The organism is Pseudomonas putida, assembly GCF_016406145.1.
Lineage (GTDB): Bacteria > Pseudomonadota > Gammaproteobacteria > Pseudomonadales > Pseudomonadaceae > Aquipseudomonas > Aquipseudomonas putida_E.
Window position 1 is genome coordinate 527,581 of the sequence record NZ_CP066306.1, and the last position, 15,665, is coordinate 543,245.

General features: G+C 61.1%; 15 protein-coding genes and 1 riboswitch. Of the genes, 7 read left to right on the forward strand and 8 right to left on the reverse strand.

Going from position 1 to position 15,665, the window contains the following annotated elements; genetic code table 11:
• Positions 1–8: 8 nt before the first annotated feature.
• Complete coding sequence (locus JET17_RS02405) at positions 9–500, reverse strand: hypothetical protein (RefSeq protein WP_012312423.1); 492 nt, start codon at positions 498–500, stop codon at positions 9–11.
• A 208-nt stretch (positions 501–708) separates the two neighbouring features.
• On the opposite strand from JET17_RS02405, the gene JET17_RS02410 reads away from it, so the two are divergent.
• From JET17_RS02410 to JET17_RS02420, 3 genes are all read left to right on the forward strand, one after another.
• Positions 709–2,406: a flavin monoamine oxidase family protein gene (locus JET17_RS02410; RefSeq protein WP_012312424.1), complete on the forward strand. Its 1,698-nt coding sequence runs from the start codon at positions 709–711 to the stop codon at positions 2,404–2,406.
• Between the two features lie 205 nt (positions 2,407–2,611).
• A complete protein-coding gene (locus tag JET17_RS02415; RefSeq protein WP_012312425.1) occupies positions 2,612–3,163 on the forward strand; it encodes a cytochrome b in 552 nt (183 codons plus the stop codon).
• Positions 3,164–3,194: 31 nt separating this feature from the next.
• Positions 3,195–3,773, forward strand: a complete 579-nt coding sequence (locus tag JET17_RS02420) for a YceI family protein (protein ID WP_012312426.1) — start codon at positions 3,195–3,197, stop codon at positions 3,771–3,773.
• A 60-nt stretch (positions 3,774–3,833) separates the two neighbouring features.
• Here JET17_RS02420 and JET17_RS02425 read toward each other — a convergent pair whose 3' ends face one another.
• From JET17_RS02425 to ahcY, 5 genes are all read right to left on the reverse strand, one after another.
• Positions 3,834–5,726 (reverse strand): DEAD/DEAH box helicase, encoded by a 1,893-nt coding sequence (locus JET17_RS02425; protein WP_012312427.1) that lies wholly within the window; start codon positions 5,724–5,726, stop codon positions 3,834–3,836.
• Between the two features lie 216 nt (positions 5,727–5,942).
• On the reverse strand, positions 5,943–6,731 hold the full coding sequence (locus JET17_RS02430) for a substrate-binding periplasmic protein (protein ID WP_012312428.1): 789 nt from the start codon (positions 6,729–6,731) through the stop codon (positions 5,943–5,945).
• A gap of 76 nt (positions 6,732–6,807) precedes the next feature.
• A complete protein-coding gene (locus JET17_RS02435; RefSeq protein WP_012312429.1) occupies positions 6,808–7,884 on the reverse strand; it encodes a hypothetical protein in 1,077 nt (358 codons plus the stop codon).
• A gap of 94 nt (positions 7,885–7,978) precedes the next feature.
• Positions 7,979–8,824, reverse strand: a complete 846-nt coding sequence (gene metF / locus JET17_RS02440; RefSeq protein WP_012312430.1) for a methylenetetrahydrofolate reductase [NAD(P)H] — start codon at positions 8,822–8,824, stop codon at positions 7,979–7,981.
• Between the two features lie 166 nt (positions 8,825–8,990).
• Positions 8,991–10,400, reverse strand: coding sequence for an adenosylhomocysteinase (gene ahcY / locus JET17_RS02445; protein WP_012312431.1), 1,410 nt, complete (start codon positions 10,398–10,400; stop codon positions 8,991–8,993).
• Between the two features lie 20 nt (positions 10,401–10,420).
• Positions 10,421–10,517: riboswitch (S-adenosyl-L-homocysteine riboswitch) on the reverse strand.
• A 179-nt stretch (positions 10,518–10,696) separates the two neighbouring features.
• On the opposite strand from ahcY, the gene JET17_RS02450 reads away from it, so the two are divergent.
• Entirely contained in the window at positions 10,697–11,098 is a 402-nt protein-coding gene (locus JET17_RS02450) for an acyl-CoA thioesterase (protein ID WP_012312432.1), read from the forward strand.
• Between the two features lie 89 nt (positions 11,099–11,187).
• On the opposite strand, the gene JET17_RS02455 is transcribed toward JET17_RS02450, so the two are convergent.
• Complete coding sequence (locus JET17_RS02455) at positions 11,188–12,423, reverse strand: cation:proton antiporter (RefSeq protein ID WP_012312433.1); 1,236 nt, start codon at positions 12,421–12,423, stop codon at positions 11,188–11,190.
• A 202-nt stretch (positions 12,424–12,625) separates the two neighbouring features.
• Here JET17_RS02455 and JET17_RS02460 point away from each other — a divergent pair, with 202 nt between their 5' ends.
• The gene (locus JET17_RS02460; RefSeq protein WP_012312434.1) at positions 12,626–13,459 is read left to right on the forward strand and encodes an EamA family transporter; all 834 of its coding nucleotides are present in this window, start codon (positions 12,626–12,628) and stop codon (positions 13,457–13,459) included.
• 25 nt (positions 13,460–13,484) lie between these two features.
• Positions 13,485–13,871, forward strand: coding sequence for an MAPEG family protein (locus JET17_RS02465; RefSeq protein WP_012312435.1), 387 nt, complete (start codon positions 13,485–13,487; stop codon positions 13,869–13,871).
• Positions 13,872–13,920: 49 nt separating this feature from the next.
• Here the strand turns inward: JET17_RS02465 and JET17_RS02470 are convergent, their stop codons facing one another.
• Complete coding sequence (locus JET17_RS02470) at positions 13,921–15,072, reverse strand: murein transglycosylase A (RefSeq protein WP_012312436.1); 1,152 nt, start codon at positions 15,070–15,072, stop codon at positions 13,921–13,923.
• Between the two features lie 115 nt (positions 15,073–15,187).
• Between JET17_RS02470 and JET17_RS02475 the strand changes: the two genes are divergently transcribed.
• The gene (locus tag JET17_RS02475) at positions 15,188–15,634 is read left to right on the forward strand and encodes a c-type cytochrome (protein WP_012312437.1); all 447 of its coding nucleotides are present in this window, start codon (positions 15,188–15,190) and stop codon (positions 15,632–15,634) included.
• The last annotated feature ends 31 nt before the right edge of the window (positions 15,635–15,665 follow it).

Here is a 15,665-nt window from a genome sequence, read left to right on the forward strand (position 1 = left end):
GCTATGGGTCAATGGCGACAGGTGTGGGTCCATTCGAGCTTGCGGATATGCACGGTGCCGGCTCTGGAGGTGGAGATGGTCAGGCGCCGAAAAGGCCCGGGGAGGTGCTGATAGCAAGGTTGGGTGGAGAAATGCCCAGGCATGAATTCGGTATATCCGCTGCCTGAAAGCGTCAGCCAGTAAAAGTTGTGCGGGGGCGGGGCAATCACGCCCCAATCGAAGCCCTCGGTATCCATGAGCATTGTTACATCTTCGAAGTGCTGGTCGCTGACGACGTAGCATTCCAGACGAAGGCTTTCGACTTCCTGGCTGAAGCTGATTTCCACCTCACTCTGCTCGCCAATCACCAGTTCGGTGCCATCTTCGCCTTTGAAGGCTTCATGAACACCGGCCCAGGAAGTGCCATTGCTGCGGATACGCAAGCCTGAGGGCGTCAGTAACGTTTGTTTGTGCCACAGGAGCTGCCTTTTGACGTGGGCAAAATGCTCCTCATAGATCATGCGCAGCTCCTTTTGTCGGTTTTTCCAGCTACCCGGACCAGCGTTGCGCAAGGGCAGCAGGCCTGTCTACTGACAAAAATGCCAGTTGGCAAAAGGACTTGATGGCGCTGTGGTGGCAGGGTCGGCATACCTGACGTATTCTTAACGCATCATCTCGGGGCGTTTTGCCTCTTCCCATTTCTGTAATGTCAACTCGGAGTTCGCCATCATGGCTGCTGCTTGGGTGCGCCTGTGCGCGTTGGTATTGATCGGTGTGTCCAGCGGCGCCGCGCTGGCGAAGGACAAGACACCTTCGGCAATCGTGGTAGGTGGCGGCCTTGCAGGCCTGACGGCAGCCTACGAGCTGCAGAGCAAGGGTTGGCAGGTGACCTTGCTGGAGGCCAAGGCGGGCATGGGCGGCCGCTCGGGCCTGGCCACCAGTGAGTGGGTCGGCAACAGCAAGGCTCAGCCGGTGCTCAACCAGTACCTTGAGCGTTTCAAGCTTGAGACACTGCCCGCGCCTGAGTTCGTACGTACTCCAGGGTATCTGATCGATGGGGAGTACTTCAGCGCCAGCGACCTGGCTACCAGGCAGCCAGCTACCGCCGAAGCACTCAAGCGCTACGAGAAGACCCTCGATGACCTGGCCCGTTCGATCGATGACCCGCTCAAACCACAGGCGACCAGTACGCTATTCGCCCTCGACCAGATGAACGTTTCCACTTGGCTCGACAAGCTGCAGTTGCCCAGCACTGCACGGCAACTGATCAACCAGCAGATCCGTACCCGCTACGATGAACCGTCGCGTCTCTCATTGCTGTACTTTGCCCAGCAGAGCCGTGTCTACCGCGGCGTCAGCGACCGTGACCTGCGTGCCGCACGCTTGCCTGGTGGCAGCCCGGTGCTGGCCCAGGCTTTCGTCAAACAGTTGAAAACCATCAAGACCAGTTCGCCAGTCACCTCCATCGTCCAGGACCGCGGCGGGGTCACCGTCAAGGTCGGCAGCGCCAGCTATCAGGCCGATTACCTGGTCATGGCCGTACCGCTGCGTGCTCTGGCCAAGATCCAGATCACCCCGGCCCTGGACACCCAGCACGTCGCGGCGCTGAGGGGCACCAACTATGGTTGGCGCGATCAGCTGCTGCTTAAGTTCAAGCAGCCAGTCTGGGAAAGCCGCGCGCGCATGTCTGGCGAAATCTTCAGTAACGCAGGCCTTGGCATGCTATGGATCGAGCCAGCACTCAAAGGGGGCGCCAACGTGGTGATCAACCTGTCGGGTGACAACGCCCGCCTGCTGCAGGCTTTCGGCGACAAGCAGATGGTCGACCAGGTGTTGATCCGCCTGCACGCTTTCTATCCAAAGGCCCGCGGTGCGTTCACCGGGTATGAGGTCAAGCGCTACAGTGCCGACGCCGGTACCGGCGGCGCCTACCTGGCCTACGGGCCAGGGCAGATCAGCAAGTACTGGCGCCTGTGGGAGCGTCCGGTGCAACGCATTGCGTTTGCCGGTGAGCATACCGATGCGCTGTACCCAGGCACTCTTGAAGGTGCCCTGCGCAGTGGCCAGCGTGCCGCCAGCCAAGTGCAGGACCTGTTGGCCGGCAAGTCGTTCGACCCCGTCAAAGCTACCCCTGTAGCGGCAACGGCTGGAGCGCAGAAGGACAAAGGTGGGTTCTTCTCCAACATGTTTGGTGGTTCATCCGACAAAGAGGACAACGCCGAAAAGGCACCTGCCAAAGCCGAACCGGTGAAGGCCGAGGAGGCGCGGGTGGACAAGCCAGGTTTCTTCTCGCGGTTGTTCGGCAGCGCTGACAAGCCTGAAGCCAAGACTGCTCCGGCGCTCAAACCTGTCGAGGCCAAAGAAGCCCCGGCCAAATCGGCGCCTGAAAAACAGGCCGTTACCCACTCCCAGGTCAAGGCTGGCTGATTGCGATCGCTTGGCCCTGTCGCCGCCGAGCCCGACGACAGGGCCAGGGCTAAGCTTGAATTACCCGCTATCGTTAATGTTTTCTTAATAGCGAGCTCGGACAATAAATATCGGATTTATCGATAATCCAGAGCAATTTTTTGTGCTTTTATTCGATACGTTACGCGTTAGTCTGTGCATAGCTTTCACGGGGAAAAACGGCATCATGCAACTGCGCAACTCACCTTCTCGCTATGGCGTGATCAGCATCGTCCTGCACTGGGTTGTTGCGCTGGCAGTCTTCGGCCTGTTCGGTCTTGGCCTGTGGATGGTCGGTCTCGACTATTACAGCCCTTGGCGCAAGGCTGGCCCGGACCTGCACAAGAGCATCGGCCTAGTGCTTCTGGCTGTCATGCTGGTGCGTGTGCTGTGGCGCTTGATCAGCCCGCCACCACCGGCGCCTGCCAACCATGGAGCATTTACCCGTCTGGCCGCCAAGTTGGGGCACCTGGCGCTGTATATAGGCCTGTTCGCGGTGATGGTCGCCGGCTACCTGATCTCAACCGCCGACGGTGTCGGTATTCCTGTGTTTGGCTTGTTTGAAGTGCCGGCTCTTGTCAGTGACCTGCCTGACCAGGCGGATTTGGCCGGCGTGATTCATCTGTGGCTGGCGTGGGGCCTGGTGATTTTCGCCGTGCTGCACGCGCTGGCCGCCCTGAAGCATCATTACATCGACCGTGACGCGACCCTGGTTCGCATGCTGGGCCGCAAAGCTTGACTCTCAACCTCAATTGCAAGGAACTGAAAGGATGTTGAAAAAGACTTTTGCCGCTCTGGCGCTCGGTACCGCTCTGCTCAGCGCTGGCCAGGCCATGGCCGCCGAGTACAAGATCGACAAGGAAGGCCAGCACGCGTTCGTCGACTGGAAAATCAGCCACCTGGGCTACAGCTTCATTCACGGTACCTTCAAGGACTTCGACGGTAACTTCACTTGGGATAGTGCCAAGCCTGAAGCCAGCAAGATCAGCGTCGACCTGAAAACCGCCAGCCTGTGGTCGAATCACGCCGAGCGCGACAAGCATATCGCCAGCGCTGACTTCCTGGATGTGAAGAAGTATCCGGAAGCGAAGTTCGTTTCCACCGCCGTCAAATCGACCGGTGAAAAGACCGCCGACGTGACTGGTGACCTGACACTGCATGGTGTGACCAAGCCTGTGACCTTCAAGGCCACCTTCAACGGTGAAGGCAAGGACCCATGGGGCGGCGAGCGTGCTGGCTTCAACGCTACCACCACGCTGAACCTGAACGACTTCGGCATCAAGGGCCCAGGTGCAACCTCGCAGACCCTGGACCTGGACATCAGCGTCGAAGGTGTGAAGCAGAAGTGATCATTGCCTGAGCAATAAAAACGCCGCCCCATGGGGCGGCGTTTTTGTTTGCCGGTAGCGTCAGCCGCCCTTGCGGGTCAGTAACGCAGGCCGTTCACCGCGTGGTCGGCTTGGCAGATCGTCCAGTTGCTCAGGCGTTGGGAAACGGTCGAGCTTGGACTCCTTGCGAATGATCACAGGCTGGTTTTGCGGCTCTCGCGAGCTACGTACTGCCGGTTCCTGACGGGATGCGTCATCACGGCCGGCCGAACGGTTGCGGCCGCCACCGTTGCTATCGCGGCGCGCATCACCACCCTTGTTGTTGCGCGGCGGGCGTTTCTCGCCACTGGCGTTGCGCGGCTGGCCGCCGTTACGCCCTTGGCCACCACCACTGTTGCTGCGCCCAGGGCTGGCTTGGCCTTGACCGGCTCCGGCACTAGCACCCGGGCGACGGTTGCGGCCCTGGTTCTTGGCATTCTGGTAGGGGCTGACGTAGTCGGCACGGTTACCGAAGTTGTCGATTTCGTCGTCCAGGAATTCATCCGGAGCACGGTCGGCCGGTGCCTTCGGCACACTGTTCTGGCTGGCTTGCTGTTGGCGCGGCTTCTTGTCGCGCGGCTTGCGCGGCTGCTGCTTGTCGGCGGACTTTTCCTTGTCGGCAGGCTTGTCGGCAGCCTGCTGCTTGGCCTTGCCTTTATCTTTGCCCTTGTCCTTGCGGCCGCCACTGCCATCTTTGCCACCGTCACCACGGGCCTGCTGATTGCGGCCGCCGCGACCGTTGTTCTGCGGGCGTTCACGCACCTCAGGTTTCTCGGCTTCTACCTGGCTTGGGTCGAAGCCCATCAGGTCGCCGTCGGCGATCTTCTGCCTGGTGACCCGCTCAATGCTCTTGAGCAGCTTTTCTTCATCCGGCGCGACCAGCGAAATGGCCTCGCCCGAGCGGCCGGCACGGCCGGTGCGGCCGATACGGTGAACGTAGTCTTCCTCGACATTGGGCAGCTCGAAGTTGACTACATGCGGCAGTTGGTCGATGTCCAGGCCACGGGCAGCAATGTCGGTGGCGACCAGTACGCGTACGCTGTTGGCCTTGAAGTCGGCCAAGGCCTTTGTACGAGCGTTCTGGCTCTTGTTGCCGTGGATGGCAGCGGCGCTCAGACCGTGCTTTTCCAGGTACTCGGCCAGACGGTTGGCACCGTGCTTGGTACGGGTGAATACCAGTACCTGCTCCCAGGCGCCAAGCGTGATCAGGTGGGCCAGCAGCGCGCGCTTGTGGCTGGCGGGCAGGCGGTAGACGCGCTGCTCGATACGCTCGACGGTAGTGTTCGGCGGGGTGACCTCGATGCGCTCCGGGTTGTGCAGGAGCTTGTCGGCGAGGTCGGTGATGTCTTTGGAGAACGTCGCCGAGAACAGCAGGTTCTGCCGTTTGGCCGGCAGGCGGGCGAGGACCTTCTTGACGTCGTGGATGAAGCCCATGTCGAGCATGCGGTCGGCTTCGTCGAGGACCAGGATTTCCACGTGGGCCAAGTCGACCCGGCCTTGCCCTGCCAAGTCAAGCAGGCGACCCGGACAGGCCACCAGAACATCTACACCTTTGGCAATGGCCTGGATCTGCGGGTTCATGCCAACGCCGCCGAAAATGCAGGCACTGACCAGTGGCAGGTCGCGAGCGTAAACCTTGAAGCTGTCGTGTACCTGAGCCGCCAGTTCGCGGGTCGGGGTCAGGACCAGCACGCGCGGTTGGCGCGGGCCATGGCGCTGTGATTTGTCCGGGTGACCCGCCGGGAACAGGCGCTCAAGGATCGGTAGGGCGAAACCGCCGGTTTTACCTGTACCTGTCTGTGCGGCGACCATCAGGTCGCGGCCTTGCAACACGGCGGGAATCGCCCGCTGTTGCACCGGAGTCGGCTGGGTATAGCCCGCAGCCTCGATAGCGCGGACAAGTGCCTCGGAGAGACCGAGGGAAGCAAAGGACATGGGCAATCCTGTTCTGTGGGGGCTGGGCCCGTAGGGATATTCTGCCTGGCGCGACGGGCATCGGTGGGATGCGATCGCGTCCGGTCCAGCTGGGCTTTCACTGCACATCCGGAAAACGGAGTTAGGACGCAAGGTGCGTCGGTGCCGATCGGGATGCCTGTTGCGAGGCCGAGCGTCCGGGCGTGAGCCGGGCGGGAAGGCCCGAGTATAACAGAGCTATCGCTGTGTGCTGCTTTCCTGCTGCTCAACGGTGTGAGGAAGGTGGCCGGTGCTGCCGATGTAGCGTTCGATTATCGCTAGGTAAGCGGGCTCCTGCTTGAAGCGCCGCAGCCCTTCGGTAAACGCCAGTGCCAAGGCATCGCGGCCAGGTTTACGCGCCAGCCCCAGGTATTGCGCCTGACGGCTGATGACCAGTGGCAGTTCCTCTACCTGCTGCTCAAGGCCGAGTTGGCGGCGCAGGTAGCGCCCGACCAGGCGATCGGTGACCAGCAAATCGATGCGCCCGAGCACCAGTTTGCCAAAATTGGCTTCGTGGCTTGACGCCGCTTCACGCCGAAAGCCTGATGCATCGTTGAACTCCGCTCCATAGGCATAGCCCGGTGAGGTGCCGACAGTCAGGTCGGTGAGGTCGCTCAGTCGGTTTACTGCATGGCGACGGCGGCTGGATTGATACAGCACGAACTCGACATCCGACATGGGCTCCAGCGGGTAGACCATGTATGCCTGGCGCGAGTCCACTTTGAAGATGTCCATGACCCCGTCGGCCTGGCCTTGTTCGATCATGGCCAGGCATCGCTTCCAAGGCATGAATTCCCACTCCAGCTCGATACCTAGGCGCCTGAACACCTCAGTGGTGACTTCGTAATCTATGCCCTTGGGCTGGCCGTTATGCTGGTACACATAAGGCGCCCAGTCATCGGTAACCAGGCGCAGGCGTTCTGCCTGCGCCATGGGGCTCAGGCAGGCGAGCAGCAGGATGCAGAAGAAGCGGAAGATGAACGGCATGACGCGAGATTACCCGCTCGGCTCTGGTAAGGCCAGTTGAAGGCGCTGAGGCAGCACCTTCGCGGGAACAGAACGCTTATAGCTTTGTGGACTGCAGCAGATGCGCTTCGATTTCCTTGCGTTGGGCTCCAAGCGAGAGGCGCAGGCATGGGTGGCGCAGGCACTGGCGCAACTGCTCCGGTTCCATCGGGCCATAACGATCAACGAGATTTTGCAATGCCTTGTCCCACCAGGCGGGAGCACAGGCGCGGTCAAATTCGTTGGGGTAGGGGTAGCTGCCATACAACAGTTCGCGGGCAAACTGACGCTCGCGGCTGGGCAGGGTCAGGCTCATGGCCTTGTAACCCAGGCGCTGCAATGTCGGCGGGCGCGGCAACTGGTCATTCACCAACAGCACGTCGGCCAAGGCGGCAGTGCTAAGTGGGTGGTCTGCGTGCTTGCGCAGCCAGGCCTGTATCTTGGCCCGGAACTGAGCCTTGCGGCTCCAGTAGTGGTGGATTACGTCGGTGCATTCAGCCAGCGCCAGCTTGCGGTAGGCGGCAACCGCGAGGCAGAACTCTTCCAGCGTATAGGCCGTGCGAGCCAGTGGATGGAGCTCGTCCATCAGCGCGATCGAGTGGTCCAGTATCCCCGCATCTTCGGCGGTCAAGCCAATCACCCCGGAGTTGACCAAAGGCATCTGGCAGTCTGCCAAGTCCCGCGCCTGGAGGATGGTCAGCAGGTTCTTGTAGAGTAGGCACTGCTGATTTTCGCCGTAGCGCCCGCCGATCGCGTTGCACAGCAGGCTGCCGGCTTTGACCCGCTGGAACAGGTTCAGTGGTGACTTGCGGAAGAATGTGTCGGTGTCGATCAGCACAGCCTGCGAATGCTGCTGGAGTACCTGGCGCAACACCACGTGCTTGCTGCGGAAATGGTAGCCGTGAGGTTCGTTCCAGGCCTTGCGCGTTGCTTCATCGAGCAGATGAACGGTAACCGGCAGCTTGCCGTAGGGCGCGGGGTTGTCGGTGTAGACCTGTATATCCATGGCCTCGCCCGCAGCCGTGTCCAAGTGGGTCAGGGCGCTGACGATGCTGAAGCAGGCTTCCTGATGGTAGGTGGCCGAGCCGAAGGCCAGGTAGATCAGTTGAGGGCGCGAGGGCGTGAGATGTTGCATGGCTGGCAAGACCCGTCTGAACCGGAAATGAAATAAGGCCTTAGTCTATGACTAAAGCCTTAAGCATTTCTGAATAGGACTTTACCAAATAATTTCAGCGAGGCAGCTTCAGGTTGTTCCAGATTGCCAGGCTCGCCTCTGCCTGGTTCAAGGTATAGAAATGCAGCCCCGGTGCACCGCCTTGCAGCAGTTGTTCGCACATGCGGGTGATGACTTCTTCACCGAAGGCCTGGATGCTGGCGGTATCGTCGGCATAGGCTTCCAGCTGTTTGCGGATCCAGCGCGGGATTTCGGCGCCGCAGGCGTCGGAGAAGCGCGCCAGCTTGCTGTAATTGGTGATTGGCATGATGCCGGGCACTACCGGAATCTCCACGCCCAGTTTCTGCGCGCGTTCTACGAAGTAGAAGTAGCTGTCGGCGTTGAAGAAGTACTGAGTAATGGCGCTGTCGGCACCAGCCTTGACCTTGTGTACGAAGTTGGCAAGGTCGGCTTCGAAGTTGCGTGCCTGCGGGTGCATTTCCGGATAAGCGGCCACTTCCAGGTGGAAGTGATCACCTGTTTCCTGGCGGATGAACTCGACCAGGTCGCTGGCATAACGCAGTTCACCACTGGCCATGCCCATGCCCGACGGCAGGTCACCGCGCAGGGCGACGATACGCTTGATGCCCGCTGCCTTGTATTCGGCCAGCAGGGCGCGCAGCTCGTCTTTTGTATCGCCAACGCACGACAGATGCGGTGCGGCAGGCACCTTCACTTCGTTCTCCAGCTGCAGCACGGTGTTTAGTGTGCGGTCGCGGGTCGAGCCACCGGCACCGTAGGTGCAGGAGAAGAAGTCTGGCTTGTAGGCAGCGAGCTGGCGGGCCACGCCCATCAGCTTTTCATGACCGGCATCGGTCTTGGTCGGGAAGAATTCGAAACTGTAGCGGCGTTCTTGTGACATCACTCGTTCCTCAAGCAGCAAGCTACTAGCGGCAAGCTGCAAGTAAAAGCCAGATCGGTGATGGCCGATCTGGCTTGGGCATCGTTCAAGATCGTGGGTGCTGGAGCTGCAAGCGGCAACGGCACGGTCTGCCTTTTCTTGCCGCTTGCCGCTTCAAGCTAGCCGCTTAGTAGCGGTAAGCGTGCGGCTTGAACGGGCCTTCGACAGTCACGCCGATGTAGTCGGCCTGTTGCTGGGTCAGCTTGGTGACCACGCCGCCGAAGCCGCGGACCATCTCCAGGGCCACTTCTTCGTCGAGTTTCTTCGGCAGCACTTCAACGGTCAGGCGTTCAGCTTTCTTCTCGGCCGACAGGTCGGCGAACTTCTGCTCGAACAGGAAGATCTGTGCCAGTACCTGGTTGGCGAACGAACCGTCCATGATGCGGCTTGGGTGGCCGGTGGCGTTGCCCAGGTTCACCAGGCGGCCTTCGGCCAGCAGGATCAGGTAGTCGTCGTTCTGCGGGTCGAAGTCGCCAGCGCCGGTACGGTGGATCTTGTGGACCTGCGGCTTGACCTCTTCCCATGCCCAGTTCTTGCGCATGAAGGCGGTGTCGATCTCGTTGTCGAAGTGGCCGATGTTGCAGACTACGGCGCGCTTCTTCAGAGCCTTGAGCATGTTGGCGTCGCAGACGTTGACGTTACCGGTGGTGGTGACGATCAGGTCGATCTTGCCCAGCAGGGCCTTGTCGATGCTGGCTTCGGTGCCGTCGTTGATACCGTCGATGAACGGCGAGACCAGCTCGAAGCCGTCCATGCACGCCTGCATGGCGCAGATCGGGTCAACTTCGGTGACCTTGACGATCATGCCTTCCTGGCGCAGCGACTGCGCAGAGCCCTTGCCCACGTCACCGTAGCCGATCACCAGGGCCTGCTTGCCCGACAGCAGGTGGTCGGTACCGCGCTTGATGGCGTCGCTCAGGCTGTGACGGCAGCCGTATTTGTTGTCGTTCTTGCTCTTGGTGACCGAGTCGTTGACGTTGATGGCCGGGACCTTCAGCTCGCCTTTGGCCAGCATGTCCAGCAGGCGGTGCACGCCGGTGGTGGTTTCTTCGGTGACACCGTGAACGCGGTCCAGTACGGCCGGGTACTTCTTGTGCAGCAGCTCGGTCAGGTCACCGCCGTCGTCGAGGATCATGTTGGCGTCCCATGGCTGGCCATCCTTGAGGATGGTCTGCTCCAGGCACCACTCGTACTCTTCCTCGGTTTCACCTTTCCAGGCGAACACCGGGATACCGGCAGCAGCGATGGAGGCTGCGGCCTGGTCTTGGGTGGAGAAGATGTTGCAGGACGACCAGCGCACTTCGGCACCCAGGGCAACCAGGGTTTCGATCAGCACGGCAGTCTGAATGGTCATGTGGATGCAGCCCAGAATCTTCGCACCCTTGAGCGGCTGCTCAGCGAGGTATTTGCGACGCAGGCCCATCAGGGCAGGCATTTCCGATTCGGCGATGATGGTTTCGCGACGACCCCAGGCGGCCAGGGAGATGTCTGCGACTTTGAAATCGGTAAAACCTGCAGGCGTGTTTACAGCGCTCATGAGAGCCTCCATTCGTAGTGTGCGAATGGGCGCCGTTGTGCGTTGAGCGTCCGCGGGAGCGGACAACGCCCCATCCGAGCCTGACAGGATGACCCTGCTGCAGCGCCCCTCGGACAGGTGGCGGGCATGGCACCGCGGCGGGTGGCCATGTGAATCGGCGCAGATTATAGCCTTGGCGGGAGTCTTCGCCCAAGGTTTTCTGTCGATTAATAGCGACGATAGTCGATGATCAATGGAGCGGCGCGGGCCGCTCTGCCATCATTACCGCACGTTAGCCAAGCAGGTCAGGAGTACAGATGAACTTTCACACCCGCAAATGGGTAAAACCCGAAGACCTCAACCCCAACGGCACACTGTTCGGCGGCAGCCTGTTGCGCTGGATCGACGAAGAGGCGGCGATCTACGCCATCGTCCAGCTGGGCAACCAGCGTGTGGTGACCAAGTACATGTCGGAGATCAACTTCGTCAGTGCCTCGCGCCAGGGCGACATCATCGAGTTGGGCATTACCGCCACCGAGTTCGGCCGCACCTCGATCACCCTCAAGTGTGAAGTGCGCAACAAGATCACCCGCAAGAGCATCCTGACTGTCGACAAGATGGTCTTCGTCAACCTGGGGGAGGATGGCCAACCGGCTGCCCACGGGCGGACCGAGATCAAATATGTTCAGGACCAGTTTCCGGACAGCGCGGTGGAATAACGTGATGGGGCTGCTTCGCAGCCCCTTCGCCGGCAAGCCGGCTCCCACAGGCACTGCCTAGGGCTTGAAGTCGATGCGGCCCCGGGTTTTCAGGGTTGTGCGCTGACCTTGCGCACCACCCGTCCGATGCTCAAGCCCTGTACCAGGATCGACGACAGCACCACGATGTAGGTGATCGACAGCAGCAGGTCTCGTTCCTCGCCCAAGGGCAGCGACAGTGCCAGGGCCACCGACACCCCGCCACGCAGGCCACCCCAGGTCAGCACCCGTACTGTGCCTTTCGGTACCGGACGCCAGCGGCGCAGCAGCACGATCGCCGGGGCCACGGTCAGCAGCCGCGACAGCAGCACCGCCAGCGCCAGAACGCTGCCAGCTGCCAGGTGCAGCCAGTTGAACGGCAGCAGCAACAGCTCCAGGCCGATCAGGGCGAAGAGCAGGGCGTTGAGCATGTCGTCGATCAACTCCCAGAAACCGTCCATGTAACGACGGGTCATGTCGTTCATCGCCAGGTTGCGCCCCAGGTTGCCGATGATCAGCCCGGCCACGACCATCGCGATCGGTGCCGAGACATGCAGCTCGTAGCACATCGCCGAACCACCGATGACCAGCGCCAGGGTCAGCATGACCTCGACCTGATACTGCTCGACGCTTTTGATCATGCGGTAGGTGGCGTAACCGAGCAGCCCGCCAAACACCACGCCGCCAATGGCTTCGCGAGCGAACAGGATCGCCGTGTCAGTGATGCTTGGCGTTTCACCCAGTTGAATGATACCCAGCAGGACGGTGAACACCACTACGGCGGTGCCGTCGTTGAACAGTGACTCACCGACGATGGTGGTCTTTAGTGGTTTGGAGGCGTTGGCGGTCCGCAGGGCCCCCAGCACAGCGATCGGATCGGTGGGCGAGATCAGTGCACCGAACAGCAGGCAGTAGATCAGCGGCACCTGCCAGCCGAACATCGCAAACACCCAGTGCGACAGAAAACCGATCACCACCGTGGCGATCAGCACGCCGAGCGTTGCCAGCAGCCCGATCGGCCAGCGGTAGCTGCGCAGATCGGTGAGGTTGACGTGCAGTGCGCCGGCGAACAGTAGAAACGCCAGCATCCAGTGCATCAGCAGGTCATTGAAGTCGATCTGGTTCATCAGCCCTTCGACGCGTTCTTCAAGGCCTGGGAAGCCGATCAGGCTCAGGCCCTGCAGCATCAGCGAGAACAGCAGCGCCGTGACCATCACGCCGATGGCGGGTGGCAGGCCGATAAAGCGGTAATTGACATAGGTGAGGAGAGTGGTGAGGCAGATAAACGCAGCAACTAATTCAAGCATCCCGAATCCTGTAACAATGGCTTCCAAGTCGTAACCCGAATGGCTCGGGCAGTTCTTTGATGATCTGGCGAGGGTTTCGGGACACAGTTTTTGACCTGGCTGGCTGGTTTCGTTCCGCATTTGATGCAGAACCGCCTCGCGCCCATTGTCACTACCAAGGCTATATATTCAGTGGCTGATAACGTCACAAGGACCTGAAGGCGTGCTGGCAACTTCCCTGGTATTGGTCGCGGCCCTGCTGCACGCGACCTGGAACACCCTGATCAAATTCAGTGGCGAGCGCTTGCTGGTGATCGCCAGCATGGACTCCGTAGCCCTGGCCTTTGCCGTGCTCGCAGTGGCCTTCGTGGACCTGCCGCCTGCCGAGATCTGGCCTTGGCTGATCGCCTCGGCATTGGCAGAGCAGTTGTACCGATTCCTGCTGATCCAGGCTTATCGGGTAGGCGATCTGGGGCTGGTCTATCCTCTGATGCGTGGTTTGTCACCGCTGGTGGTGCTGGGGCTGACCCTGGCGTTCGCCGGCGAGTCGCTCAGCCAGCAGCAGATCATCGGCATATTGCTGATCCCGTGTGGCATGGCGTGCCTGCTGTGGCAGGGAGGTGGGGGTGAGCGCCTGCCCTGGTCGATGCTGCCGGTGGTGGCACTGATCGGCCTGTGCATCGGTTGCTACACCTGGTTCGACGGGCAGGCGGTGCGGTTGTGGGGCAAGCCCTGGGACTACCTTGTTTGGTTGACCCTGCTCAGCGCTTGGCCGTTTCCGCTGCTGGCCGGTGTGGCGCGGCGGGGGCCGTTCGTGCTGTTCTGGCGCACCCAGTGGCGCTTGGGGTTGGCAGTGGGCTTTTGCGTGTTGTTCAGCTACGCGCTGGTATTGTGGGCCATGCATCTGGGTTCGGTGGCCGAGGCGGCGGCCTTGCGCGAGCTGAGCGTCATCCTGGTGGTACTGCTGGGCATGCGCTACCTCAAAGAACCTTTTGGCGGCCCGAGACTCCTAGCTTGCGGGCTGGTGCTGGCAGGCATGCTGGTGATGAAGCTCTAACCTAACGACTGAAGGAGTCCTGTCCATGACCGTTGCCCTGTGGTGCATCCTGATCGCATTGTTCCTGCCGCCGCTGTGCGCCTTGATCGCCAAGGTGAGCAGTGGCCGCTTCGGCTTGAAGGACAATCACGACCCGCGCGCTTTCCTCGACACACTATCGGGCCTGCCACGGCGTGCCCATGCCGCGCAGCAGAACAGCTATGAAGCGTTCCCGGCGTTTGCCGCAGCGGTGTTGGTGGCCGATATCGTCGGCAATGCCGAGCAGGTGACGCAGGACGTGCTGGGGGTCTTGTACATCACCAGTCGGCTGCTTTACATCATCTGCTATCTGGCGGACTGGGCGGCTTTACGCTCGCTGGTGTGGTTCGCTGGCGTGGCGTTGATCGTGTCTTTCTTCGTTGTTTCGGCCTGAAACCCGGCTGCTCTGCTCGCGGGTATGCCGCGAGCAGAGCAGCAATCAGTCAAAGGACTTTAGGCACGTCAGGCAGCGGCTTGCCCTTTGGCCAGAGCATCCAGATCTGCCCCTGCTGCTTCATGTTCCCTGCCAGTTCGCCGGCCTCAGGCCCGGTGCCCCAGAATAGATCCGCACGTACTTCGCCGGTAATCGCACCGCCCGTATCCTGAGCGCCCACCGGCCTGACCACCGGTGTACCGTCCGGGCGCGTGGTGGACAGCCAAAGCAGGCTGCCCAGTGGAATGACCTTGCGATCGATGGCCACGCTGTAGCCTGCGGTAAGCGGTACATTCAGTGAGCCGCGCGGGCCTTCGTTGCTGTCGGGGCGGGTGCTGAAAAACACGTAACTGGGGTTGCTCGCCAGCAATTCAGGCACCCGCTGTGGATTGGCCTGAGCCCAGGCATGAATGGCGCCCATGCTCACGTCTTCCTTCTTCAACTGGCCCTGCTCGATCAGCCAGCGACCGATCGGCCGGTACGGGTGGCCGTTCTGATCGGCGTAGCCGAGGCGCAATTGGCGGCCATCTTCCAGCTTTACCCGGCCTGAACCCTGGATCTGAAGAAACTGCAGGTCCATCGGGTCGGTCAACCAGGCCAGTACCGGGGCCTTGACGCCGTCCCGATAAATCACTTCAGCGGTGTCATAGGGCTTGAGCACGCGGCCGTCGAGGCGACCGCGCAGGCGCTTGCCCTTCAGTTCCGGGTAAACGCTGGCCAGGTCGACCACGATCATGTCATCCGGGATGCCATACACCGGTACGTTGGCTGCTTCGGTGCGTGTCAGGCTGCCGGGGTAGACCGGTTCGTAGTAGCCGGTGATCAGGCCAGTGGCGTTGTTCTCGGCCGAGCGCAGGCCATAAACCTGCAATTGCCCTTGCAGGAACGTGCGCACCTGGGTCGCTTCCAGTGCGATCGGCTGTGCTGCTTCGCACGTGGCGGCCCACACCGGGTCACGCTTGAGTTTTTCACAACCAGTGCGCCAGGCGTTGAAACCCGCGACCAGATCGCTGTCGCTGACGCTGGGCAGGTCAGCCCAAGCCGCAGGGGTGTAAGTAGCGACGGCGTGGGGTTCGGGCTTGGCGTTTTCGCCGCCGTTGCAGCCGGCCAGCAAGGCCAGGGCCGGCAGCGCCCAGGCGAGATGGCGCAGAGCAGATTTCATGGTTGAATCCTTGGAGGGCAGCAGCTGATGGCAGCCCATAGTGTTCGTAAGGGTATTGGTCTTTGCATGGCAGGCGAGGATACTGTTGGCCCTTTCCTCTGCCAATGTGACCGTGATGTTCAAATGTTTCACCGCCATACTGCTGGTCAGCCTGTCCCTGGTGGCCTGCGACCGTGTCGATCCTAACTCACCCTTGGGGCAGCGCAAGGCGATCTTCAAGCAGATGCTCAAGACCAGCGAGGACATGGGTGGCATGCTGCGCGGGCGGTTGCCGTTCGATGGGGGGAAATTTGCCGAGGGTGCGGTGAAACTCGATAGCCTGGCCCATGCGCCCTGGCAGCATTTCCCGCAGGTACAGGATGATGGCGACAGCAGTGCGCGGCCCGAGGTCTGGGAGCGTCAGGCGCGCTTTCATGACTTGGCGCAAGCGTTGGAGGGGGTGACGGGCGAGTTGCTGGCGTTGACACGCAAGCAGCCGCTGGATGCGGCGATGCTCAAGGAACCTATGGACAAGGTCGAGGCAGCCTGCAAGGCCTGCCATACAGAGTTTCGTAATCATTGATGCGCCAGCCAATGTTTTGCAGGCTGCTGGC

Bases quoted from the DNA above. Each gene is read 5' to 3' on its own strand.
- JET17_RS02405 (WP_012312423.1), bottom strand. From the start codon at position 500: ATGATCTATGAGGAGCATTTTGCCCACGTCAAAAGGCAGCTCCTGTGG.
- JET17_RS02410 (WP_012312424.1), top strand. From the start codon at position 709: ATGGCTGCTGCTTGGGTGCGCCTGTGCGCGTTGGTATTGATCGGTGTG.
- JET17_RS02415 (WP_012312425.1), top strand. From the start codon at position 2,612: ATGCAACTGCGCAACTCACCTTCTCGCTATGGCGTGATCAGCATCGTC.
- JET17_RS02420 (WP_012312426.1), top strand. From the start codon at position 3,195: ATGTTGAAAAAGACTTTTGCCGCTCTGGCGCTCGGTACCGCTCTGCTC.
- JET17_RS02425 (WP_012312427.1), bottom strand. From the start codon at position 5,726: ATGTCCTTTGCTTCCCTCGGTCTCTCCGAGGCACTTGTCCGCGCTATC.
- JET17_RS02430 (WP_012312428.1), bottom strand. From the start codon at position 6,731: ATGCCGTTCATCTTCCGCTTCTTCTGCATCCTGCTGCTCGCCTGCCTG.
- JET17_RS02435 (WP_012312429.1), bottom strand. From the start codon at position 7,884: ATGCAACATCTCACGCCCTCGCGCCCTCAACTGATCTACCTGGCCTTC.
- metF (WP_012312430.1), bottom strand. From the start codon at position 8,824: ATGTCACAAGAACGCCGCTACAGTTTCGAATTCTTCCCGACCAAGACC.
- ahcY (WP_012312431.1), bottom strand. From the start codon at position 10,400: ATGAGCGCTGTAAACACGCCTGCAGGTTTTACCGATTTCAAAGTCGCA.
- JET17_RS02450 (WP_012312432.1), top strand. From the start codon at position 10,697: ATGAACTTTCACACCCGCAAATGGGTAAAACCCGAAGACCTCAACCCC.
- JET17_RS02455 (WP_012312433.1), bottom strand. From the start codon at position 12,423: ATGCTTGAATTAGTTGCTGCGTTTATCTGCCTCACCACTCTCCTCACC.
- JET17_RS02465 (WP_012312435.1), top strand. From the start codon at position 13,485: ATGACCGTTGCCCTGTGGTGCATCCTGATCGCATTGTTCCTGCCGCCG.
- JET17_RS02470 (WP_012312436.1), bottom strand. From the start codon at position 15,072: ATGAAATCTGCTCTGCGCCATCTCGCCTGGGCGCTGCCGGCCCTGGCC.
- JET17_RS02475 (WP_012312437.1), top strand. From the start codon at position 15,188: ATGTTCAAATGTTTCACCGCCATACTGCTGGTCAGCCTGTCCCTGGTG.